At 42.2% G+C, this 23,085-nt stretch carries 20 protein-coding genes and 1 pseudogene; 11 read left to right on the top strand and 10 right to left on the bottom strand.

Annotated elements, in window-relative coordinates:
* Positions 1-125 precede the first annotated feature (125 nt).
* The 4 genes and pseudogenes from HWQ40_RS09615 to HWQ40_RS09600 all read right to left on the bottom strand — a co-directional run bounded on the left by HWQ40_RS09615 (position 126) and on the right by HWQ40_RS09600 (position 3,311).
* On the bottom strand, positions 126-644 hold the full coding sequence (locus HWQ40_RS09615) for a PEP-CTERM sorting domain-containing protein (RefSeq protein ID WP_292777031.1): 519 nt from the start codon (positions 642-644) through the stop codon (positions 126-128).
* Positions 645-1,535: 891 nt separating this feature from the next.
* Positions 1,536-1,721, bottom strand: a pseudogene (locus HWQ40_RS09610) (IS701 family transposase); the annotation flags it as partial.
* A gap of 108 nt (positions 1,722-1,829) precedes the next feature.
* On the bottom strand, positions 1,830-2,708 hold the full coding sequence (locus tag HWQ40_RS09605; RefSeq protein WP_292777028.1) for a methyltransferase domain-containing protein: 879 nt from the start codon (positions 2,706-2,708) through the stop codon (positions 1,830-1,832).
* Between the two features lie 225 nt (positions 2,709-2,933).
* Positions 2,934-3,311 (bottom strand): hypothetical protein, encoded by a 378-nt coding sequence (locus HWQ40_RS09600; protein WP_292777025.1) that lies wholly within the window; start codon positions 3,309-3,311, stop codon positions 2,934-2,936.
* 128 nt (positions 3,312-3,439) lie between these two features.
* On the opposite strand from HWQ40_RS09600, the gene HWQ40_RS09595 reads away from it, so the two are divergent.
* Positions 3,440-3,628, top strand: a complete 189-nt coding sequence (locus tag HWQ40_RS09595; protein ID WP_292777022.1) for a hypothetical protein — start codon at positions 3,440-3,442, stop codon at positions 3,626-3,628.
* 142 nt (positions 3,629-3,770) lie between these two features.
* Here the strand turns inward: HWQ40_RS09595 and tmk are convergent, their stop codons facing one another.
* The 5 genes from tmk to HWQ40_RS09570 all read right to left on the bottom strand — a co-directional run bounded on the left by tmk (position 3,771) and on the right by HWQ40_RS09570 (position 9,231).
* The gene (gene tmk, locus HWQ40_RS09590; RefSeq protein ID WP_292777020.1) at positions 3,771-4,406 is read right to left on the bottom strand and encodes a dTMP kinase; all 636 of its coding nucleotides are present in this window, start codon (positions 4,404-4,406) and stop codon (positions 3,771-3,773) included.
* Between the two features lie 116 nt (positions 4,407-4,522).
* Positions 4,523-5,845 (bottom strand): lactate racemase domain-containing protein, encoded by a 1,323-nt coding sequence (locus HWQ40_RS09585; protein ID WP_292777017.1) that lies wholly within the window; start codon positions 5,843-5,845, stop codon positions 4,523-4,525.
* Entirely contained in the window at positions 5,814-6,650 is an 837-nt protein-coding gene (locus HWQ40_RS09580; RefSeq protein WP_292777015.1) for an SDR family oxidoreductase, read from the bottom strand. The genes HWQ40_RS09585 and HWQ40_RS09580 overlap by 32 nt, the downstream gene beginning before the upstream one ends.
* A gap of 83 nt (positions 6,651-6,733) precedes the next feature.
* Positions 6,734-8,155, bottom strand: a complete 1,422-nt coding sequence (gene uxaC, locus HWQ40_RS09575) for a glucuronate isomerase (RefSeq protein WP_292777013.1) — start codon at positions 8,153-8,155, stop codon at positions 6,734-6,736.
* Between the two features lie 44 nt (positions 8,156-8,199).
* Positions 8,200-9,231 carry a LacI family DNA-binding transcriptional regulator gene (locus HWQ40_RS09570; RefSeq protein WP_292777010.1) on the bottom strand — a complete coding sequence of 344 codons (1,032 nt, stop codon included), beginning with the start codon at positions 9,229-9,231 and terminating at the stop codon, positions 8,200-8,202.
* 204 nt (positions 9,232-9,435) lie between these two features.
* Between HWQ40_RS09570 and HWQ40_RS09565 the strand changes: the two genes are divergently transcribed.
* From HWQ40_RS09565 to HWQ40_RS09520, 10 genes are all read left to right on the top strand, one after another.
* Positions 9,436-9,921, top strand: a complete 486-nt coding sequence (locus tag HWQ40_RS09565) for a gluconokinase (protein ID WP_292777008.1) — start codon at positions 9,436-9,438, stop codon at positions 9,919-9,921.
* A 137-nt stretch (positions 9,922-10,058) separates the two neighbouring features.
* Positions 10,059-10,382 carry a DUF1815 family protein gene (locus HWQ40_RS09560; RefSeq protein WP_292777006.1) on the top strand — a complete coding sequence of 108 codons (324 nt, stop codon included), beginning with the start codon at positions 10,059-10,061 and terminating at the stop codon, positions 10,380-10,382.
* Between the two features lie 327 nt (positions 10,383-10,709).
* On the top strand, positions 10,710-11,606 hold the full coding sequence (locus HWQ40_RS09555; protein WP_292777004.1) for an inositol oxygenase family protein: 897 nt from the start codon (positions 10,710-10,712) through the stop codon (positions 11,604-11,606).
* Between the two features lie 784 nt (positions 11,607-12,390).
* A complete protein-coding gene (locus tag HWQ40_RS09550; protein ID WP_292777002.1) occupies positions 12,391-13,392 on the top strand; it encodes an ABC transporter substrate-binding protein in 1,002 nt (333 codons plus the stop codon).
* Between the two features lie 127 nt (positions 13,393-13,519).
* Complete coding sequence (locus tag HWQ40_RS09545; RefSeq protein ID WP_292777000.1) at positions 13,520-14,575, top strand: ABC transporter substrate-binding protein; 1,056 nt, start codon at positions 13,520-13,522, stop codon at positions 14,573-14,575.
* A 435-nt stretch (positions 14,576-15,010) separates the two neighbouring features.
* Complete coding sequence (locus HWQ40_RS09540; protein ID WP_292776998.1) at positions 15,011-16,567, top strand: sugar ABC transporter ATP-binding protein; 1,557 nt, start codon at positions 15,011-15,013, stop codon at positions 16,565-16,567.
* Positions 16,564-17,562: a ribose ABC transporter permease gene (locus HWQ40_RS09535; RefSeq protein ID WP_292776996.1), complete on the top strand. Its 999-nt coding sequence runs from the start codon at positions 16,564-16,566 to the stop codon at positions 17,560-17,562. Before HWQ40_RS09540 ends, HWQ40_RS09535 begins: the two co-directional genes overlap by 4 nt.
* A gap of 280 nt (positions 17,563-17,842) precedes the next feature.
* Positions 17,843-19,243, top strand: coding sequence for a sugar porter family MFS transporter (locus HWQ40_RS09530; protein ID WP_292776994.1), 1,401 nt, complete (start codon positions 17,843-17,845; stop codon positions 19,241-19,243).
* A 376-nt stretch (positions 19,244-19,619) separates the two neighbouring features.
* Positions 19,620-20,666: a Gfo/Idh/MocA family oxidoreductase gene (locus HWQ40_RS09525; RefSeq protein WP_292776991.1), complete on the top strand. Its 1,047-nt coding sequence runs from the start codon at positions 19,620-19,622 to the stop codon at positions 20,664-20,666.
* 119 nt (positions 20,667-20,785) lie between these two features.
* Entirely contained in the window at positions 20,786-22,399 is a 1,614-nt protein-coding gene (locus tag HWQ40_RS09520) for an iron uptake porin (protein ID WP_292776989.1), read from the top strand.
* 80 nt (positions 22,400-22,479) lie between these two features.
* Here HWQ40_RS09520 and HWQ40_RS09515 read toward each other — a convergent pair.
* On the bottom strand, positions 22,480-23,085 hold a 606-nt coding region (locus HWQ40_RS09515), incomplete at its 5' end, for a HEAT repeat domain-containing protein (RefSeq protein ID WP_292776988.1).

Genomic DNA, 23,085 nt, shown 5'->3' with positions numbered 1-23,085 from the left:
AGATAACTCTACATCACATCTTGGCAATAAAAGAGTGAGAGTATAATAAAAAGAATGCAACGTTTTTTATCGTTAGGATTTACGCAAAGGTAACGAGCTTTTTAATTGTCACGAATGCTTTTAAGTTAAAATATTTTCTTGATTAACATTGCACATAAGACGACCAAACTTCCAACAATGGTGCTAGGTTCTGGAACAGGCTGCACACTTACTAGCTCAAAGACTGGCGCTGACTCAGTTGTATCACTAATTGTTCTTGCAAAAGCACCTATCCCAACAGAACTAGTTTTACCATCAGCAGACCAAAAGGTTGTTCCTTTACTTGTAGAACCCGAAATTAAGCGAACTTGCTCTGTGGAAAATTGCCAGGTATATACATCTTTAAAATCAAATCTAGTAAAACCAAATCTAGGTACTTTTTCATTTCCTGACCAAGCTAATGAAAAATCTGTAATCTCAGTTTCGGAAATAATCCTGTTACCATCTAAATCTTCTCCTGAAAAGCTCCCAGTTACTATTCCACCTTGTGACCAACCACCTTGAGTAAAATTAAAACTGACAGCACCCGCGCTCCCTTGACTCAAAATATTGAATACAGCAATGATTGTGGCAACTGCTAAAGTTTTTTTCAATTGGTAAGCCATAAAAATTTTTTTCTAATTGATAGGACTTTTGCAAAACTTTGCTAAAGGAATATTTAGCAACACAGATGATACTCACGAAGATTTAAAAACGATATTAAAAGAAAACTTTCATACTTATGATATCCATATTGTAGTAGATTATGTGGCTTTTTTTTGTGGGTCGGAAGTAAATCAAATCCTTGGCTTTAAGCACAACTGAACAGCCTTAACCCTTGGCTGATATCTGGTGCGATCGCTCCTGTGCTTTTCTCTCTTCTTAGCTGCGCGATCGCTTGAAGCTGCCATTCATGCGATTATCAAAAGGCAGCAGTTGTCGGGTGAACGAAAAAAAGTGTGGGGAAGAGAAAATGGTTAGCGGGTTCTTCGCTGAAGCACGGTGTTGACTGTTTAGTTTCCTTCCTATGGCCCACCTAAGAGTGAATAAGGCACATAACATCCTGGCTCAACGAGCATAAATACCGCTGTTGGTGTGTCTTGTTTTAGACGGCTTTCTACAAACAGCGGACGCGACGCACCCAGCAGTGTAGGAATAGACCCAACCCGTTCAAGTGGCCACCATCCTTTATTGATTAAATCTGTTTGTGACCTGCAATTTAGAGTTTTTCCATACATATAATCCCGATCACATTCCAGAGACCCGACGTAGCTACGCTGACCGTATGGAATTGTACAAGGAATGCCGTTTCGTCCGGGCAAGGCATAACCGTGTTGCCGAAGGACACGTGGTAGGAACATGGCTGACAGTACGGAAAATGCCAGGATTCCTGCACCAAAGCGTAAAACAGTTCTGTTAATAGACATAAAGTCTTAACCAGGCAAATAGAGGTCAATCAGCGCATTTTCCGCGATTACAGACGGAAAGATCAATCTATAACGGGACTTGAACAAAGTTCAAGCCCAAACAAACCCTAAACGCTTTAGGTGTAAGGCAAATACGTCTGTGTTCTCCTGTAGCCAACCAACAAAACGATAAGATATAGCTGTTCTAAACGCTGATAAAGCTTCAGTAAATGTATTCAACAGTTTATTTGCCCAGCGCCGTCTTAAACCTCCGGTTAATTGTTGCCAAACAATAAAAATACAGTTGGGATTAGAGTAATGGCGATCGCAAATGGTAAAGGGAATGGCACAGTATCACATTTAGATAGGTTGCCGCAGTTGTCTTTGCATTCACTCATCTCCCTCTTACGAGGCTTTGGGTTTGACAAACTTGAGGGTCATGCGATCGCTCTCCCCAATGGTGAGGAAGCGTTGCCTGTCTTTTTCACCTTGGCTCAAGGTTGGAGGTAGTGTCCAAACTCCGCCCGGATAGTCTTTGGTATCTTTTGGGTTAGCGTTAATCTCTGATTTGCTCACCAATTTGAAGCCAGCCTTCTCCACAGCAGCAATTACCTCATCTTCAGACATATAGCCTGTTTTAATACTCTTTTGTAAAGAAATCCCCTTAAGTCCGCGATGTTCTTCCACCCCTAAGATGCCCCCTGGCTTGAGTGCTTTGTAAGCCGCTGCATAAACCTGCTCTGCATAGCCAGCTTTCACCCAGTTGTGAATATTGCGGAAAGTAACAACCATATCCACAGAGTTTTCTGGGGCTAGGGTAAGTTCATTTGGGGGATTGATTTGCGCTACTTTGACTTTACCAAAAACCTTTGGATTAGCTGCCAGTTTCTCTTGCAAAGCCAGAGCGGGTTTACTTGTGCTAGAAGCCAAGTTAGTAACTATGAGTTGTCCCTTGGGTGCTAGAAAAGGGGCTAATATCTCAGTATACCAGCCGCTTCCTGGCCACAATTCAACCACCGTCATATTTGGGCGCAGACCGAAGAATTCGAGAGTCTGGGCTGGGTGGCGGTACTTGTCTCGAAGGCGATTCTGCTCTGAGCGATGACTACTGGTAAGTATGGTTTGGAGTGTGTTTGTGCCGTTGAATGTTGCTTTTTCGCTCTCGTTAGCTAGAACATTGGGAGATATCACAGATGCCAATACAAGAATTGCTAAAGTCAGGGCTTTCAGCAAGCCTTGGCGGGGGATGAGATTTTGTGCAAATTTCATAGCTGTTGTTTTCATTTTCCCTTCAGCATAAAGGTTAATAGCGCTGCGATCGCACACCAACTCACTACAACCACAAATCAACTCTATCGATTGACACTAGTTATCAACAAAGCCAAATAGTGATATCTACGACGGGCTATTCGGCGTCGCCAAAAGCCACATCCTTGAATAAAAAACCGCTTCAATAGTCCCTAGCTTTAGGTTGCTAGAGACTAACTACTTTCGCTTTGTAAACTGAATTTACTGATTTAGCAGTCCGATAGCCATCTCAAGGTGCATTTTAGCTTTGTGCAAGTTCAATAAACTCTCTTGGTCGTATCGGTCAGGGTAGTTCATAGGTTTGCGCTCTAAAGTTATCCGAATTAGTGCCGCTTGTTCATCAGTGGGAGAGTTCATCTCATCTACGACTCCTTCGAGGAATTGAATAACACTAAAACCTGGTGATTTTAACCCTCTTCCTTGCCTTAATTGCGAGAGTGCTATCTGTGGGAATGCCATCAAAGTAACAATCCAACTAGTCTTGTACCCTCCATTCCCAGTAGGCTTTAATCCGTAACGCCTACATAAGTCTCTCAACTCAGCAGTAGTTTTGATTTCGAGTTCTGACCTTGTGAACATAAAATAGAATTACCCATTTGTAAAAGTGGTATCGGTGGTGAACTGTTTGCAAGACTGGTAGCACCACCGATTAAATAATCTAATTATTTGTACACAGACAATTCAAGCTTTATTCATATTTCTCAACAATGCCCAATCCTAAAGGAAGTCCCGATAATTTAGAACCAATACAACGCAAGGGTGAGGAACCCATGACAACTACTATCAGCTTTCGTGCTACTGAAAAAATGAAGGAAGAGGTAAAGGCACAAGACGACCCTCCTGAGTTTTGCAGAGAAGCTATTCAAAAAGCACTGGATGAGAAAAAAGGGAAGTAGTGAAAAGTTGTTGGAGTTTAGTGCAACAACTTTTCTAAAAATCGAGATTTTTGGTTAACTGAACCGTATTGCAGCTGGTTTAAAAAAATCAGTATATAGTTTGACCAAACTCTCATTAAAAACTTTCAGGTTTATTTTTGCCCTATCTCGCCAAGTGCAGATGTACGCGCAAAATTCCTTGAATTACCTGTTGTACAGCTTCTTTACTCAAGCTGCCATCTACCCGAACAATTCGTGAGGGATGGGATGCTGCTAAATGTGCGTATCCTTGTTGAACGCGCCGATGAAAAGCGATTGTCTCCTGTTCAATGCGGTCTAGTCCTACTTGGTCTGAGAGTTTGCGGGCTAGTCCGACTTCGACATCGACATCTAGCCAAATAGTTAGATCGCTTTCTAAACCACCAGTAGCAATATTATTAAGCTGATTGATTAAACTCATGTTCAGACCGCGACCATATCCTTGGTAGGCAATGGTAGAGTCAGTGTAGCGATCGCATAAAATATATTTCCCGGCTGCGAGATTTGGTTTAAGTTCTTGTTCAACGTGTTGCGATCGGTCAGCAGCATACAACAAGAGTTCTGTCACTTCTGCAACTGGTTTATCCTCTGCCTTTTCTAGTAGCAAGCGGCGAAGATGTAAACCTAACTCTGTTCCCCCTGGTTCACGAGTTACCACCACAGAAACACCTAGACTTTCCAACCACTCAGAACAAAGCTGCATTTGGCTGGTTTTGCCACAGCCTTCCACCCCTTCAAATACAATTAATTTACCACCCATGCTTTTTTGTTCGCTGCTATAAACTGATTCGCTGACGTTTCATCAGATCAAGAATAGCGCGAAGTGTAAAATTCACCTGCAATTGCGTAGGCGTAGCCCATCGTAGATATCGCAGTCTATGATTTAGTTACCTGAAAATTATTGTCACTTAGACGGTACAATATCTCGCCAGCCTTTGGCACAAGCAATATGCCTTCATCTTCTCGATTAGCCCATTCTGTGGGTTGAATGGTCGCCGGATCGCGATAGTTTAAGTTATGAGCAGCACAGCGTTCAGCAGAAATGCCAGTAGCTAAAGTAACACGAATTCGCGCTTGTTCTCCTTTTATCGGATCAAAAGTACCCATCCCTTTTAAGTGAGTACTATGGGCTAGCACTCCAGCAGGATAATCTTGGAATTTATGCCACTGTTTGAGAAAGTAATCCCGCACATGATAGCCAACTTGGGAGAGAATTTCACCGTGTGTGTAACTAAACTCGGTAATGTGAGGCGCATATATAATTACCTCGCCTCCATCGGCTACTACTGGCTCTAACTTGTACATTCCTTTTGCTGCTGTCCAAATGTCATCATACATTTGGGGCATGACTGAAAGCACTTGTTTAAAAGACCGATCTACATATTTAATATGCAGTTTAGCTGATAATTGTGCAGCAGCTTCCCAGGCTGATTCTGGTTGATCTATATAAAGTCCAGCTAGCTGATTTGTTTTTGGTGCGACGACCATCGCCAAACAAAGTTTTGAGGTAGAAATCAGGTTAGCGGCTCGGTTAATCAAACGCCGGACTGGTGTTATTCCCAGCGTACCAATAATTTCGTAACAAGTAATTAAAGCACCTAACCAGTGGGAGAGATTAATTACTTCTTGACCACCAATACCAGGAAAAAAATATTTATTTCCACCAGAGAAACCGACAACTTCGTGGGGAAAAACTGGGCCGCAAATCACGATCAAATCGTATTCTGTTACAAGCTTATTAATACGCACATCAACTGACTGATGTAGCATACCACCGCTAATTTCTGCTATCTCGTCTGCCGAAATTACTCCACAAGAGATAAAGGTCTCTGGCTTATTCCAAAGGTGGTTAAAGATGCGAACTTTTTGAAAAGTTGTCTCTCGCTCGTCTGGTGTTACTCCTACCAATTGATTGATTTGTTCTTCACTCATAGGATTATGTGTACCCAGAGCAATTAAAAAATCCAGAGCCGCGACCCTCTTACCCAACTCCTGATGAAGCAATCGAAACATTTGAGGGATGGGAGCAGTGCGGGTACTATCTGGAATTAACACCAAAATGCGCTGTCTATCAAACTTAGGGTCTGCTAAAGCTTGATGAACTAGCTCGGAAACTTGTTCATCTGAAAGTGTCCCGTTATTTACAGCCAGTGAATACATGACATTATTAAACTCCGCTGTAGATACTAAATCCACCATCTACCGGCACAACTACCCCGTTAACAAAACTAGAACCAGAACTACATAACCAGATTAAGGTGCTGAGTAATTCATCTGGTTTTCCGAAACGTCCGGCGGGGGTATGGTCAATAATTTTTTGCCCGCGAACGGTCAAACTACCATCAGAATTTAAGAGTAAATCTCGATTTTGTTCCCCAATAAAAAAACCTGGTGCGATCGCATTTACTCGCATTCCATCACCATACTTTTGGGCGAGTTCTACAGCTAGCCAGCGAGTAAAGTTATCTATCCCCGCTTTCGCAGCTGAGTAGCCAACCACACGGCTAATCGCTCGAATGGCAGACATAGAAGAAATATTCACAATGCAACCGTAGGGCTGACTTCTTTCCACCATTGCTTGACCGAAAACCTGACAAGGTAGTAGAGTGCCAACTAAATTGAGGCTAACTACTTCCTCAAAAGCAACGCGAGGCATATCAAAAATAGTCGCATCGGGAGTAATTGTAGCAGCCGGAATATTACCGCCAGCCATATTTACCAAGATATCTATTTCATCCCAACGCTGTATAATAACATCCCTAGCGATTTCTAATTGGGAGCGATCACTAACATCTGCTACCACAGCCATACTTTCTCCACCATTAGCAGTAATCTCAGCCACCACCGCCCCCGCCCTAACTTCATTGCGACCCAAAACGACCACTTGCGCTCCAGCCAGAGCCAAACCCTTTGCCATAGCCCCACCAAGCACACCAGAACCACCAGTAACTACCGCTACCCGCTCCTTCAAGCTAAAAAGTTTACTTAAAATCAACTCTGCCATCACCCATTCCCCCTCTCTGCGTACCTCTGCGCTTCCCTCCGCGCTCCTTTGCGTTTAAATTTCCCCCTCAACTCCCCACGATTTTACGCAAACTTATAAGCAACCTTAGCGAGGTCATAAGCCAAAGCACGAGCCATATCATACCCTTCCTCCTCCTCAACCAATCCCCGCGCTACCAATCCAGCCAACCAATTGCAAGCTACTCGCCGCCAGACATTATGACGAGCCGGAATCGAAACAAAAGCCCGTGTATCATCATTAAACCCGGCTGTATTATAAATTCCCGCAGTTTCCATTACCTGATTGAAATAACGCTCCATACCATTTACGCTGTCGTGAAACCACCAAGGCGGCCCGAGCAATACACTGGGATAATGACCAGCTAACGGAGCCATCTCGCGGCTATAAGTGCTTTCATCCATGCCAAAAATGATTAAATGGAAGTTGCGATCGTTACCATAAGCTGACAACAACGGGCGTAGATTTTGAGTCCACTCTATTTTTACGGGAATATCAGCACCTTTATCAGCTCCAAATCTTTCAAATAAAGCCGGATTATGGTTACGCATCACACCACAATGCATTTGCATCACCAAGCCATCTTCCACACTCATCCGTGCCATTTCCATGAAGATATGACCGGTAAAATTTTCTACATCACCTGGATTCAGCTTGCCGATTAATGCTCTAGCAAAGATAGCTTCGGCTTCCTGGTCAGAAAGACGTGTGGTATAAGGTGTAGCTGCACCTTGATCGGTAGCTGTCGCACCCATTTTTTTAAAGAAAGCTCGACGTTTTTCGAGAGCTTGCACAAAATTGGCGTAAGTGTTAATTTCTCTACCGATACTGCTTTCCAACTTGGTAAGATTTTCGCGCCAACCAGGAGCATCCAGGTTAACTACCGCATCGGGGCGAAAAGTTGGTCTAATTTCAGTAAAACCTGCTTCGTGGAGCGATCGCTGATTCTCTAGGTTATCACTGGCGGCATCGGTAGTACAAAGCACTTCGATGTTAAAGCGTTTGAATAAAGCACGCGGGGAAAACTCCGGTGAGGCTAATAAACCTTCCAGATAATCATAGATACGTCCGGCATTGCGAGAGTTTAAAGGTTCATCCACCCCAAAAACGTTAGTTAATTCCTCTTTCAACCACAACCCAGACGGAGTACCCTGGAATAGATAAAAATGGTCGGCAAACAATTGCCAGATTTTGCGGTGGTCGGTTTCTGCTGGCGAACCATCATTGGTTGGTATGCCCAAAGCTTGCAGAGATACGCCCCGACTATAAAGCATCCGCAAAAGGTAGTGGTCAGGGATAATCAGTAATTCGGTTGGTGAACCAAAACGGGCTACGGGATTAGCTAACAAAGCTGGATCTACGTGTCCGTGTGGACAAACTAAAGGTAACGCAGATATACTATCAAAGAATTGATGAGCTAGTCGTCTTTGAACTGGTTCTGGAGAAAAGCAGCGATCGGGAGATAAACTCGGTTTTTTGGTTAACATAATTTTTGTTTGATTAAAATTCCCGACATAAATTGTTTTGAATTTTAAATTGTTAATAATGCTGCACTACTACCACGCTGTACTAGAAAAGGAGATAAAACGCGGTTTTCCACAGTTTTTTCTTCTAATAAATCGAGTAACATTTGCATGGCTATGCCACCAATTTCTAACATTGGCTGGCTAACTGTGGTCAGCGGCGGCGTAACGTAACAACCCAGAGCAATACCATCAAATCCGACGAGGCTTAGATTTCGCGGTACTAAAATACCTAATTCTTGGCAAGCTAACAGAACGCCAACCGCCACCATATCGTTGTAACAAAATATGCCTGTAACTTCCGCAGTCAATAGTTTAGACAGCATATTTTGTCCGGTGTTAACATCGCTAGTTCTGGTATCATATTCGTCACTAATTGAAATCCAATCAGTATTTGGTGGGATACCAGCTTCCGCAAGGGCCATTTGATATCCTTCTAGGCGCTGCTGGTTCGACCTACTGCGATCGCTTACACCCAGATAACCAATGGCAGTGTGTCCTAAACTAATTAGATGCTCTGTCGCTAATTTAGCACCTAAGCGATCGTCTATTGCTACTGAGTGAAAAATTTCCGATTGGTCTTCAGTCTGGCTATTAATCAAAACTGTTGGCACAGCAATTTGTGTGAGTTGCTTTGTATGCTGTTTACCAATTCGTGAGTCGGCTACTAAGATCCCGTCCACTCTCCGGCGATGAAAAGTATCAATAGCTGCCATTTCCTGCTCAAAATCTCGGTGTGAAGCACTCAATAAAACACTCAAACCTGCTGGTCTAGCTATCTTCTCGATTCCCTCTACTACCTCCGCAAAAAAGGGATCTGAAATTGAAGTTACTACTACACCAATAGTATTAGTACGTTTATTTTGTAAGCTTTGAGCAATAGCATTCGGCACATAGCTCATCTCCTGCGCCAGTCGCTTAATTTCTTCTCGCACTTTCGGGCTAATTAGAGCGTTATCTCGCAAAGCGCGTGAAACTGTAGAATGAGAAACGCCTGCTCTGCGGGCAATATCTTCAATTGAAATTCTTCGTTTATTCATTATTTTATCTTTGCTTTTAAATATTGCACACGTGTGCAATTGTATGTATTATAGAAAATAATTGTGATTTGTCAAGAATTTTAATACAACTCACATTTTGTATGGAAAGGAGTTAAAAGTCCTCACTTTTACTTCCCTCCATGATTACAACTACAAGTTACGAATTACAAATTACGAATTAGTTAAGCTTTTATTAAGAAAAAAATGATTATCCTCGTAATGGGTGTGTCTGGTTCTGGGAAAACCACCATCGGAAAACTGCTAGCAGACTCCTTAGAATGGGAATTTAGCGACGCCGATGCTTTCCACTCGCCAGAGAACGTTGAGAAAATGCGGCGCGGTATGCCTCTGAGTGAAGATGACAGGATGCCTTGGTTACAAGATTTGCAAACTGCTATTAAACACTGGCTGCAAGAAAATAAAAATGTGGTGCTGGCGTGTTCGGCTTTAAAAGATAGCTATCGGCAATTTTTATTATTAGATAGTGAACGCATCAAGCTAGTTTACCTCAAAGGGTCTTATGAGTTGATTCAAATGCGCTTACAAGAGCGTAGCAATCATTACATGAGCGAAAAACTACTCGATAGCCAGTTTTATACACTTGAAGAACCAGTAGATACTCTATGTATGGATATTGCACAGACACCCCAGATAATTGTCCAAAATATTAGAACGGCTTTGGAAATTTAGCTGATTGTTGACAACCGTAATATTAAGATTAATCACGTATCTACGAAAACACGAACTTTTGGCAACTAAATCACATCAGATCTAAGTCTAAAGAAATATCAAAGCAAGCAGATAACTGTAATGGTAGGAGAAAACTAGTGTTTCTAAGATTAGCGCAACAGCATCAGCAATTCATCCAAGACTTGGTAATGAACCTGCAAGCCTTGACAATTATACTTGAGCGGCGTGGCTATACTGCGTCTTGTTATACATGCGGTGAGCAAATGAAGAGTGCTTCATTTATGGTTAGCCTGAAAGAAAAGCACCTGATTCGGTTTTTAGTGTCTGATTACGGAATTACTTGGATGGAATTGTGGGACGATCGCGAATTAATGAAGTTGGAGGGTGCAGAAGCGATAAACCAGCTACAAGAGTTGGCTAATCTTGTTAAGTATTCCACGACTGTACAATTGACAAATTGATACTACGCTGGTTGAGTCAGACATAAAAATCATAATTATAGTTTTTGCACACGTGTGCAAACAAAAATATTAGCTTATATTTAGTAAATTCATGCACGGATGTGCAAAAAACAAAAGCACCATTTTTATTCTGAACCAAACAGATCAGATAAAACACTTGGTGAAGTAGAGCGTGTATAGGTATGCAAAGACGAAATGAAACTTAACACACATTTTTGCACACGTGTGCAAAAATAAATAATAAGTCCAATACAGGTTTTGTACACCTGTGCATAATAGAGGGCGAAAGTACCATTTAACAAATACAATATCGACAAGTAGGAAGATATGTCTCAAACTCTAAATAATGCCATTCTTCAGGTTCAAAACAATCCCTTACATTCGCTAGAAGAATGGGAAGAAGACTTACTTAATCGCTATCCCGATCCAGATAGCATAGTTAAAGAAGGTAAAACCACCGAAGAGTACAGGAATTACGAAACGACTATTAGATATACGGTGAAAGAGTTTTATCGGTTAAATCATATTAATCAAACATATAATTTTGTACTTCAAAAAGAAAAAGAATTTTTGAAGTTTGATAAAAAAGAAATGTCTGTTTGGGATGCGGTGGAATTTTTGAATCAATTAGTCGATGATTCCGATCCTGATACAGATATGGATCAGTTACAGCATCTATTGCAAACATCAGAAGCTATTCGCGCTGATGGTCATCCTGATTGGATGGTACTTACTGGCTTCTTTCACGATATGGGGAAAGTGCTTTGTCTGTTTGGAGAACCTCAATGGGCTACCGTAGGGGATACTTATCCTGTCGGTTGTGCATTTTCTAATAAAATTGTTTTCTCAGAATTATTTAAAGAAAATCCTGATTATAATAACCCCGATTATAAGAGTAAATATGGCATTTATGAGCCTAACTGTGGATTGAGTAATGTACATCTTTCATGGGGGCATGATGAGTATTTTTATCAGATGATGAAAAACTATTTGCCCGAACCTGCATTATATATACTTCGCTATCACTCGTTTTATCCTCAACATCGTGAAAATGCGTATGAGCATTTGATGGATAAACATGATAAAGAAATGTTTAAATGGGTACGTTTATTCAATCCCTATGATTTGTATTCAAAAAACCCTATTCCTCCTGATTGGCAGAAATTAAAACCATACTATGAAGATTTGGTGGCAAAATATTTACCTGCAACGTTAAAGTTTTAAACTGCTTAAAAAATAATTCAGAATTTTCTATTTATAAGGGAATAAAGCAAGAACAAGATATTATTGGTATACAAACTTTCTTTATCCCTAATCAGGCTTAAAAATATTATCTTGTTCACTCTTGTATTGCCTTCAAATGATGGAGGAGGAATAACAAAAAAATACGCTTGGAAGCTGATTAGAGTTAATTTAGAAAATCTTACCAAAGGATGTTTACATTTATCAAAATCTAGCTTTTTTAAGCAAATACTTCTCTACTATAACAGTATCTTTTCTGAAAAATATTGATTGAAAAATGTTAACGTTTTTAAAATTGACCCTAATATTGAATAGGCTAATTTATGCGAATGCTTTGAAAAGAATACCTTGGGTTTTCTCGAGAGATTTAAAAAGTTTTGCATTTGTAAAGTTCAATAAACAAAATTAATTTTTGCGCTGGAGCCGGATAAAATGAAGAAAGTCAAAACAAATAAAGATTTACAAGTTTAATAAAACTAATTTTTGGAAGTTTCACTTAAACGCTGTTTTCAGGCTACGCACTACGAAATAATTCCACCAAAAAATAATGTAATTATTTGAAGTAGTGTAACATTCATGATTTTGCTTTAACAATAAACCATTTAGTTTAATGAAACTAATAGCAATCACTCCAATTATGTCAAATCACAAGACCTTTGGAGTTTAAATTCCAAAAGCTAGTGCGATCGCTAGGTTAGGTCTAAGTTTTTCAGACCTAGTTTAGATTGTGATGACATCGATCAAATTTCAATCTGTTGTTATAAATATGAAGAGAATTTCGCTCATAGTTGGCATATTAGGTTTCGTGGTTGTTGGTTGCACAAATGGCGTTAAAAATGACAATACTGCAACTAATACTACTAACAAGGCTACTAATATAAGTGCAGAGAGTCTTAGTACGCCAAATAGAAAATTGCAAACAATCGGCGTAGCTTTGGGTGATTTAGGCAATCCCTTCTATAATGCTGTACAGAAGGGGGCTGAGACAGAAGCTCAAAAAATCGGGGGTAATATCAGAGTTAATGCAGTTTCCAGTGCCTTTGATCTGAACCAACAAAGCAACCAAATCGAAAATTTTACGGCTGCGAATACTGACCTAATTATCCTTAGCGCTGTTGATAAAAAAGGAGTTAAACCAGTTATTGACCAAGCAAGGCTTGCAGGTAGGGTTGTTATTGCATTAGATTCAGCCGTTGACGCAGATGTGGATGCGATGATTAGTTCCAACAATACCCAAGCTGGTGAGATTGCTTGCCAATATATTGCTGATCGCCTCAAAGGTCAAGGTAGTGTAGTCATTCTCAACGGTACTCCGATGGACTCAATCAATCAGCGAGTGAGTGGTTGTGAGAAGTCATTGTCTAAATATCCTAATATCAAACTTATCTCTAAAGAGCAAAACGCGGAAGGGACAAGGGATGGAGGACTAAGAGTCATGAGTGATTTGCTGACAACCTTTCCCAAAATTGATGCTGTTTTTGCTACGAACGATCAAAGCGGTGTTGGTGCAGATTTAGCAGCTAGACAAGCAAGACGCAATGAATTTTTTATTGTTGGGGTTGATGGATCGCCAGATGCAACCAAAGCAATGGAAGACAAAGATGGTGTATTTGCTGCAACTGCTGCTCAAAATCCCGCAGGGATGGCTCAAAAAGCGGTTCAGATTGGCAACGATATCATTCAGGGTAAAAAACCTGAGTCATCTGAGATTCTAATTCCAGTCAAGTTGGTTACTAGAGAAAACCTTAGCAGCTACAAAGGCTGGTAATTTGTAATTCGTAGTTACAACACACAGAAAAGGCTTGATACAGGAGGGTTACAATACTTTACTCTATTTTTTGAACAATACATCGTTTCTAAATTTGGTGTAAATAAGAATGACTTTTAGGAGATATATGAATGTGAAAAAGATTGTGTTTACCTCTGGTGTTGCGCTTCGTGTAATTGCAGCTAGCATACTAGGTATCATCAGTAGTAACCTTGTCGGCTGTACAAATGGTTCTCCCGATAGCAACACTGCTACTAACACTGATATTAAACCTGCTACCAATATTAGTGCAGAAACTAAAACCGCCACTGGGAATACAAAGTTGCGATCGGTTGCCTTCACTGTTGGCGATCTAAGTAACCCTTTCTTCGTCGTTATGGGACAAGCAGTTGAGGCAGAAGCGAAGAGAATTGGCGGAAAAGATGTCAATGTTATTATAGCTTCCAGTGCTTATGACCTTAACCAACAAGCCAATCAAATTGAAAATTTTACTGCTGCTAATACTGATATCATTGTTTTGAATGCTGCTGATAAAAGTGGAATTAAGCCGATAGTTGAAAAAGCCAAACTTGCGGGTAGAATTGTCATTGCCGTAGACACAGGTGCTGAGGGAGGTGTGGATGCCACCATCACTACTAATAATATCCAAGCTGGAGAAGTTAGTTGCAAATATATTGCTGACCGTCTTAAAGGCAAAGGCAATGTAGTAATAGTTAATGGCCCGCCAGTGGACTCGGTGATTCAGCGAGTTAGTGGCTGCGAGAGTGTATTGTCTAAATATCCTGATATCAAAATCCTCTCTAAAAACCAGAATGCAGATGGTAGTCGGGATGGAGGACTCAGAGTTATGACTGATTTGCTGACAACCTTTCCGAAAATTGATGCGGTTTTTGCCATTAACGATCCGAGTGGAGTCGGCGCAGAACTAGCGGCTAACCAAGCACAACGTAAAGATTTCTTTATTGTCGGAGTTGATGGTGCGCCAGAAGCAATAACTGCGATCGCAGCTAAAGATGGTTTATATGCTGCAACTGCTACTCAAAATCCGCGAGGGATGGCTGAAAAAGCCGTTCAAGTTGGCAACGACATTTTAAATGGGAAAAAACCTAGCAGTTCCACCATTTTGATTCCAGTTAAGTTGATCACAAAAGATAACGTCAGCACAGAAAAAGGCTGGGAGTAATAAAAACTGTGAATCTGCAATTGAAAATTATGTCTTTTGATATAAACCCTTTGGTGCATTTGTAAAGTTTTTGCACATACCTAAAATGTCCAGCGATTTTCACTTAAATTAATACCAAACCTCATCTCTATTGCTATCTTTTCTTTAATAGAAAGATGGGTTTAGAAAGAGGTTAAAACTCTGCTGCACTCAATTGAGAACCGCTATGTATGTGCATCAGGGGAAAGTCTGAGTGTCTATTTATAGCAATCAAATTTTTCCAACAACCTCTATTAAGCAACGTTAACAACAAAGGATGAAAATATCTCTTCGCCATTCCCTATTTTCAAACTAGTATTCAGCTTTTAAAACATGATTTTGCGATCAATCAAATATGAGTTTATTAGTTTCTAATTCACAATCGCAAATTTTAAATAGTTTTTACAGGTTTTGCTGATGACAACAAATATTGAAACCTCACCTTCTGATACACCAGTTAGCACCCCAGTGTTAGAAATGCAAGGGATTACAAAACGATTTCATGGTGTATCTGCGCTCCAAAATGTTAATCTCACGATTTATCCTGGAGAAGTTCACGCCCTCATGGGTGAAAACGGAGCAGGCAAAAGCACATTGATGAAAATCCTGGCTGGGGCTTACATTGCCGATGAAGGAGAAATTCGCATCAATGGTCAATCCTTGAAAATTACCGATCCGGCGACAGCACGCAAATCGGGTATTAATCTCATTTATCAAGAACTGAATGTTGCACCGAATTTAACCGTTACCGAAAATATGTTTATGGGTAGCGAGTTGCGGCGAGGTCAGTTTTTAGACCGCAAAGCGATGCAACTGGAAGCAGAGGAAGTGCTGGAAAGCCTTGGAGCCAATTTTACCGCGCAGACTATAGTTGGTACCTTATCGATCGCCGAACAGCAGCAAGTGGAAATTGCCAGGGCGCTGAAGGATAAAAGCCGCGTTTTGGTAATGGATGAACCAACAGCAGCATTGTCTGACCGCGAGAGCGACCATTTATTTGAGGTAATTCGCAAACTGCGGCGTGATGGCATTGCCATTATTTACATCAGCCATCGGATGGAAGAAATCTATGCCCTAGCTGACCGGATTAGCGTGTTGCGCGATGGTCAATATATTGGCAGTCTGACACGCAGCGAAATTTCTCCACAGCGATTGGTGCAGATGATGGTCGGTCGTTCCATGCAAGACTTTTACGAACATCAACGGCAAATGAATCCTGGGCCAGTGGTGCTGTCAGTCAGAAATATGAGCGACGCCCGCAAGAAGATTGAGCCTGCTAGTTTTGAACTTCATGCTGGAGAAATTTTGGGTTTAGCGGGGCTGGTTGGTGCCGGACGCACAGAACTATCCCGGCTGATTTTTGGTGCTGACCGTAAGGCTAGTGGTGAAGTATTCTTGAATGGCAAAAAACTGGAAATTAATACCCCCAGTGATGCCATTGAAGCCGGAATTGGCTACGTTCCAGAAGACCGCAAAGACCAAGGTTTATTTCTGGAGATGAGCGCCCGCAAGAATATTGCCATCAACACACTCAAGCAAGATGCCAAGGGTGGAATTGTTAACTGGCCTTCAGTGAATCGGCTGTCAACAGACGCGGTGGAAAACTTTAATATTCGTCTAGCCAATTTGGAAATTAGAGCATTGGATCTTTCTGGTGGTAATCAGCAAAAGCTACTGCTAGCGCGTTGGTTAGCCATTAAGCCCAGAGTGTTGATGTTAGATGAGCCAACACGCGGCGTAGATATCGGTGCCAAAAGCGAAATTTACCGAATTATGAGCGAATTAGCTGCACAAGGTGTTGCTATTTTAATGGTTTCCAGCGAACTATCGGAGATTGTCGGCATGAGCGATCGCGTCTTAGTGATGCGAGAAGGACAGCTGGTAGGCGAACTGGATGGCAGTCTTGGCAAAGAAATCACCCAAGAAAAGATTATGCACTATGCAACTGGAGCATCGGAGGTATTAGCATCATGAGTCAGACAGTCAGACCGCCTATCAATAAATCAGCCAACAATCCCGCATCCCGCAACCGGAAATCAATCAGCACTCTGTTGGAAGTTGCGGGTATTCTGCCAATCTTAGTAATTATCTGCATCTTATTTGCATTCCTTTCTCCCAACTTCCTCACCGGCGGTAACATTGTCAATATCTTACGTCAGGCATCAATCAATATTGTGCTGGCGACAGGAATGACCTTTGTAATTCTCACCGGAGGTATTGACCTTTCAGTTGGGTCAATTTTAGCTGTTTCTGCTGTAGTTGCATTGCTGGTATCGCTACTGCCGGCTTTAAGTTGGGCGGCTGTACCTGCTGCCTTGCTAGCAGGATTGCTGTTAGGCTTACTCAACGGTGCGCTCATCACCTTCTTGGATGTGCCACCTTTTATTGTCACCTTGGGTTCACTTACAGCCTTGCGGGGTGTTGCCTTCTTGATTGCCAAAGGGACAACGCTGATTAACCGGGACATAAATTTTGCTTGGGTGGGTAATACATATCTCGGCCCCCTACCGTGGCTAGTGATAATTGCGCTATTGACTGTGATAGCTAGCTGGTTTGTGCTACGCCAAACTGTTTTAGGAGTGCAGATATATGCTGTCGGTGGTAACGAGCGGGCAGCCAGATTAACAGGGATTAAAGTTAATCGTGTCTTGCTATTCGTCTATGGTATTAGCGGATTACTGGCAGGCTTAGGAGGAATCATGAGTGCCAGCCGTCTTTATAGTGCCAGTGGCGTATTAGGTCAAGGTTATGAATTAGATGCGATCGCAGCTGTTATTCTAGGTGGAACCAGCTTTACAGGTGGTATTGGTACTATTGGCGGCACTCTTGTCGGTGCATTGATTATTGCTATTCTCAACAATGGTTTGACCTTGTTGAACCTATCTTACTTCTGGCAACTAGTCGTCAAAGGACTAGTAATTATTTTGGCAGTAATGATCGATCGGTTACGCAGACGTTCCAGACGGTAAAGAATTAATTTCTTTGGGAATTGGGCATTGAGAATAGAGGATGAGTCTTGGAACTCCGTTAATGTGAGTTCGGTAGATTCTGAAGAACCCCTCTCCAAACCTCTCCCCGAAACGGAGAGAGGCTTAAGAACCTAAACCTAATTTTTGCGTTGCTCCTCCCTTTCCGCTTCGGAGAGGGAGGCTGAGAGGGAGAGGTCTGTTGAATTCACGTTCCATTAATGAGTCTTTGGTTTCTACTCCCCACTCCCCACTCCTCAGTTCATGACAACTATTTATAACTATGTCTTCCACTACTGTTCGTCGTAAAGCCAACACATTTTATGTCATTTTGATTGCTGGTGCCGCTGCCCTCGGCGGGTTTTTATTTGGTTTTGACACTGCTGTAATCAACGGCGCGGTTTTATCTCTAGCAAAAGCTTTTAATACCAGTAGTTGGGTAACAGGGCTGGCAGTGTCCCTAGCGTTGCTGGGGTCTGCAATCGGAGCCTTCTTTGCCGGACAGATTGCAGACCGTTATGGTCGAGTTAACGCAATGGTAGTCGCTTCGGCGTTGTTTACTATCAGTGCCATTGGCTCTGGGTTTGCCTTCACTATCTGGGATTTTATCTTTTGGCGATTATTGGGTGGGATTGGCATCGGCGTTGCTAGTGTTATCGCGCCGGCTTACATTGCCGAATGTTCTCCCACCCATTTGCGGGGAAGGTTAGGATCTCTGCAACAATTAGCGATCGTAGTGGGAATTTTCGCCGCCTTATTGAGCGACTACTTTATCGTCGCTCTGTCAGGAGGTTCAGCAGATTCGCTGTTGTTGGGGGTTCCAGCTTGGCGCTGGATGTTTTGGACAGCAGTCCCACCAGCAGTATTCTACGGGATGGTAGCTTTAACAATTCCTGAATCTCCCCGTTACTTAGTTGCTAAAGGACGAGAACCAGAAGCTGCTAACGTTCTGACCAAGATTTTAGGGGGTGACGTACTGCCAAAAATTGAAGAAATTCGGCAGACAGTGCTTCGTGAACGCCAACCCAGCTTTTCTGACCTCTTAAGCAGAAGTGGCGGACTCCTGCCAATTGTTTGGATAGGAATAGGCTTATCTGTATTACAACAATTTGTTGGGATTAATGTAATCTTCTACTACAGCAGCGTTTTGTGGCGTGCTGTCGGGTTTTCCGAAAAAGATTCCTTATCAATCACGGTGATTACAGGAGCCGTCAACATTATTACAACACTGATTGCGATCGCCTTTGTAGATAAATTTGGTCGCAAGCCCTTACTTATACTAGGGTCAATAGGCATGACCTTTACCTTGGGGACGATGGCTTATCTTTTTGGTAATGCTCCCCTTGATGCTGCTGGGAACCCCAATCTTACCGGAAGCGCCGGGACTATAGCTCTCATCGCAGCCAACCTCTATGTGTTCTGCTTCGGTTTCTCCTGGGGGCCAGTGGTTTGGGTGCTGTTGGGAGAAATGTTTAATAACAAAATTCGAGCCGCCGCACTTTCGATTGCTGCTGCGATGCAATGGGTTGCCAATTTCGTGATTTCCACAACATTTCCTCCTATACTGCAATATTTCGGTCTAGGTTCTGCCTATGGACTCTATACAATTGCAGCAGCTACCTCATTGTTTTTCATTCTCTTTTTTATTAAAGAAACCAAAGGAATTGAGTTAGAAGACATGTAATTAGCATCCATCTAGTACCGCTATGCGTAATTCGTAATGACGTTCGCAGACTCGCTAACGTAATTCGGATCTCTGTGTCTTCTGCACCTGTGTGGTTGCATGGTTAAGGGAGTTTGTAGTCAGCACTTTAGTGCTTAGATTATGGCTAGAGCCACCCATTACGAACTTATCAAAATTAATGTGGTGAAGTACTAGATGGAACATTCACAACTGATGACGACAACGTAATTGAACAATATGTAGCAGTGTGTTTATAAATCCAGTATTTTCCTAATTCACTTAATGAGTCTGCATTTCCATTTTTGAGCAGATATTTCGGAGAAAATATCAGACAACAACTAAATACAAACTCTCGCTTCAGTAAATCAGTAAAAAGATGGAAACTATCAATACGGCTCTTTGTTCTTCTGGTTTATCCGGCATGGTATTTCATGCGCCGTTTATTGATTTACATCCCGGATTTAAATTAGCCGGTTCTTGGGAAAGAAGCAAAAAGCTGATACAGGAACATTATCCTGATGTAAAAAGCTATCCTTCTTTGGAAGTATTGCTAGTAGACGATCGCGTAATCTTAGTGGTAGTAAATACACCCACTTATACCCATTACGATTATGCTAAACAAGCCTTGCTTGCAGACAAACATGTAGTGGTAGAAAAAGCATTCACCACAACGGTAGCAGAAGCAGAACACCTCAAAGAATTGGCACAAAAACAGGGGAAAAAATTATCTGTATATCAAAACCGTAGGTGGGATAGTGATTTTCAAACAGTCGAAAAAATTGTCCAAGAAGGGTTACTAGGTGATATTATTGAAGCAGAATTCCAATTTCAAAAATATAAACCAACCCTCAGCTATAAACAACATGTAGAAGTTCCAAGTCCGGGGGCAGGAACATTAAATAATTTAGGGCCGCACTTAATAGACCAAGCTTTGCATTTATTTGGGATGCCCAATGCTATTTTTGCAGACATCCGTATAACTAGGCTGCGATCGCAGGTAGATGATTGTTTTGAGTTGATACTATACTACGACAAACTGCGCGTCAAATTAAAAGCAAGTTTCCTTGTGCGTGAACCTGCGCCTGCCTACATCATACATGGCACTAAGGGTTCTTTTCTTAAAAGCAGAGCCGATAAACAAGAAGAGTATTTAGTGGCGGGTATGAAGCCTAACACACTTGATTGGTATACAGAGCCGGAAAGTGAATATGGCTTGCTGCATACAGAAAAAGACACAAAATTAATTCGAGAAAAAGTCACAAGTTCACAGGGCAGTTATTTGGGTTATTACGATGCAATGTATAAATCTATCGTTGATAATCAGCCAATTGCTGTTACTGCTGAAGATGGAATTAATGTAATGAGAATTATAGAAGCCGCTATGAAAAGCAGCAATGAACAAAAAGTCATAGCGTTGCTTTAAGTGAGCTAAAACCCCAACTTAAAATATGTAACTTTAATGTTGACTAGCTCATACTTTGGTTCGAGTGTAATTTCTTTTGTTAGAAGGTCATAAATCAACGATTTTTAATTAATAAGTCAATGCTAAAAATTATTTTTCCTAGCTTTTTTCTCTTATTTTTGGCAATTCCAGCAGTTTGGGCAGCACCTCCAGAAGATGATCCTAATGCAGCAGATGCTAATAGGAATTTGCAGGGACAAGTGACTTCTGTTTCCCAGTTTTCTGATGTACAACCAACCGATTGGGCGTTTGGTGCATTGCAATCGCTGGTGGAACGCTACGGCTGTATTGCAGGTTATCCCAATTCCACCTATCGCGGGAACCGTGCCTTAACCCGTTATGAGTTTGCCGCAGGTTTAAATGCTTGTTTGGATCGGATTAATGAGTTAATTTCTACAGCTACTAGCGATTTAGTTAATAAGCAAGATTTGGCAGTGATGCAAAAGTTGCAGCAAGACTTTGCCGCTGAACTGACAACTCTACGCGGACGAGTAGATACCTTAGAGGCACATACAGCAACATTAGAGGCACAACAGTTTTCCACAACTACTAGATTGAATGCTCAAATTATTACTGCCATTAGTGATACCTTTGGTGATAGAGTAGGTGGCGAAGATGATGAATCCAATCTCTACTTTTCAAATCGGGGTCGTCTCAACTTTGAGAGCAGTTTTACCGGCAAAGATTTATTGCGAGTGCGGCTAGAATTTGGTAACTTTGCGAATTCCAATGGTGTCAGCCAAATTGCCGCAGCCACAGGCACAGGGATGACACGCCTAAACTTCGATTATGACAGCAACGAGACACTTTTTGTCCCCCACATCCGTTATTATTTTCCAGTCAGTGATTCCCTTAACTTCGTTGTTGGGCCTACAGGCATTGGTTACACCGACATTTCAACCACCGTCACTCCCCCCACAATCGCTGACGACGGCAATGGAGTTCCCTCACTATTTGGGTCATACAGTCCCTTATTCCGGCGAGGTGGCGGTGGTGGAGCGGCTAACTGGAACATTACCAAAGACTTGGTTCTCACCTTGGGCTATTTAGCAAGCAGTCCTAATGTGCCATCGGGGAGCAACGGCTTGTTTGATGGCGGCTACAATGCCCTAGCGCACTTAGCCTATTATGGTAAGCAAGGAGCGATCGGTGTTGCCTACTCTCATGGCTATAGCCCTGCTGGAGCAGCCGATCTCTCAGCTGGGACGGGTAGCGTCCTGTCAAACGCTCCCTTTGGCAACAACATTGCTACTTCCAACGATATTGTAGGCACACAGGGATACTATCGCTTCTCCCCGAATTTCCAGGTCCACGCTTGGGGTGGATATATTTGGGCAAATGCCGAGAATTCTGGTTTGAGTGATATTTCCAATGGTAGGGGTGGAACAGATTCTCTATTTGTGAACAATGGTGACAATGCCAATGCCTGGTTTGGGGCGATTGGTATGTCGTTTCCCGATGTGGGTGGTAGAGGCAATCTGCCGGGAATTCTCTTTGGTATACCACCGCATGTCTCTAACAGTGATGTCCGTCAAGACCGAGACAACGCTTACCATATCGAAGCATTTTATCGTTATCGCCTAAATGACAACATCTCAGTGACTCCTGGTTTTTGGGTGATTCTCAACCCGGAAAATGACAACAGAAATGATACGCAGTATGTGGGTGTACTTCGCACCACCTTCGATTTTTAACTGAATGTGAATGGTTTGCTTGATCGACTGAGTGCTGAGTATTCAGCACTCTTTAGGGACTTCCAGTGAAAAAACAAAAATTATTCTTCTGTTACTACCAAATTCCACAGCGCATCAATCCCATTTCCTACATATTTTGAATCCTGGTGTTGTAAAATCCATTCGGCGACAGTAGGAGTAACATTGCTGGAATTTTTGCCCAACTTGCCCAATGCAACAGCAGCAGAGTAACGCACACTCTGACTCTCATCTTTGAGTAAACCCAGCAATGCTTCGACTACTTGTGGCGAGGCGTTACCCAACTTGCCCAAACCCAACTTGCCCAATGCTTCAGCAGCAAAGTCACGCACAATCTCACTCTCATCTTTGAGTAAACCCAGCAGTGCTTCAACTACCTGTGGCGAGGCATTGCCCAACTTGCCCAATGCAAAAGCAGCAAAGTAACGCACACTCTCACTCTCATCTTTGAGTAAACCCAGCAGTGCTTCAACTACCTGTGGCGAGGCGTTGCCCAACTTGCCCAATGCTTCAGCAGCAAAGTCACGCACACTCTCACTCTCATCTTTGAGTAAACCCAGCAGTGCTTTAACTACCTGTGGCGAGGCGTTGCCCAAGTTGCCCAATGCAACAACAGCAAAGTAACGCACACTCTCACTCTCATCTTTGAGTAAACCCAGCAGTGCTTC

The sequence above is a fragment of the Nostoc sp. NMS9 genome (assembly GCF_017114995.1).
GTDB lineage: Bacteria > Cyanobacteriota > Cyanobacteriia > Cyanobacteriales > Nostocaceae > Nostoc.
The sequence above is the reverse complement of the archived record's forward strand: the minus strand, read 5'-3'. Positions and strand labels throughout refer to the sequence as shown.

Bases quoted from the DNA above. Each gene is read 5' to 3' on its own strand.
- HWQ40_RS09520 (WP_292776989.1), top strand. From the start codon at position 20,786: ATGCTAAAAATTATTTTTCCTAGCTTTTTTCTCTTATTTTTGGCAATT.
- HWQ40_RS09615 (WP_292777031.1), bottom strand. From the start codon at position 644: ATGGCTTACCAATTGAAAAAAACTTTAGCAGTTGCCACAATCATTGCT.
- HWQ40_RS09550 (WP_292777002.1), top strand. From the start codon at position 12,391: ATGAAGAGAATTTCGCTCATAGTTGGCATATTAGGTTTCGTGGTTGTT.
- HWQ40_RS09570 (WP_292777010.1), bottom strand. From the start codon at position 9,231: ATGAATAAACGAAGAATTTCAATTGAAGATATTGCCCGCAGAGCAGGC.
- HWQ40_RS09565 (WP_292777008.1), top strand. From the start codon at position 9,436: ATGATTATCCTCGTAATGGGTGTGTCTGGTTCTGGGAAAACCACCATC.
- uxaC (WP_292777013.1), bottom strand. From the start codon at position 8,155: ATGTTAACCAAAAAACCGAGTTTATCTCCCGATCGCTGCTTTTCTCCA.
- HWQ40_RS09535 (WP_292776996.1), top strand. From the start codon at position 16,564: ATGAGTCAGACAGTCAGACCGCCTATCAATAAATCAGCCAACAATCCC.
- HWQ40_RS09585 (WP_292777017.1), bottom strand. From the start codon at position 5,845: ATGGTGGATTTAGTATCTACAGCGGAGTTTAATAATGTCATGTATTCA.
- HWQ40_RS09605 (WP_292777028.1), bottom strand. From the start codon at position 2,708: ATGAAAACAACAGCTATGAAATTTGCACAAAATCTCATCCCCCGCCAA.
- HWQ40_RS09530 (WP_292776994.1), top strand. From the start codon at position 17,843: ATGTCTTCCACTACTGTTCGTCGTAAAGCCAACACATTTTATGTCATT.
- tmk (WP_292777020.1), bottom strand. From the start codon at position 4,406: ATGGGTGGTAAATTAATTGTATTTGAAGGGGTGGAAGGCTGTGGCAAA.
- HWQ40_RS09555 (WP_292777004.1), top strand. From the start codon at position 10,710: ATGTCTCAAACTCTAAATAATGCCATTCTTCAGGTTCAAAACAATCCC.
- HWQ40_RS09600 (WP_292777025.1), bottom strand. From the start codon at position 3,311: ATGTTCACAAGGTCAGAACTCGAAATCAAAACTACTGCTGAGTTGAGA.
- HWQ40_RS09580 (WP_292777015.1), bottom strand. From the start codon at position 6,650: ATGGCAGAGTTGATTTTAAGTAAACTTTTTAGCTTGAAGGAGCGGGTA.
- HWQ40_RS09545 (WP_292777000.1), top strand. From the start codon at position 13,520: ATGAATGTGAAAAAGATTGTGTTTACCTCTGGTGTTGCGCTTCGTGTA.
- HWQ40_RS09595 (WP_292777022.1), top strand. From the start codon at position 3,440: ATGCCCAATCCTAAAGGAAGTCCCGATAATTTAGAACCAATACAACGC.
- HWQ40_RS09525 (WP_292776991.1), top strand. From the start codon at position 19,620: ATGGAAACTATCAATACGGCTCTTTGTTCTTCTGGTTTATCCGGCATG.
- HWQ40_RS09540 (WP_292776998.1), top strand. From the start codon at position 15,011: ATGACAACAAATATTGAAACCTCACCTTCTGATACACCAGTTAGCACC.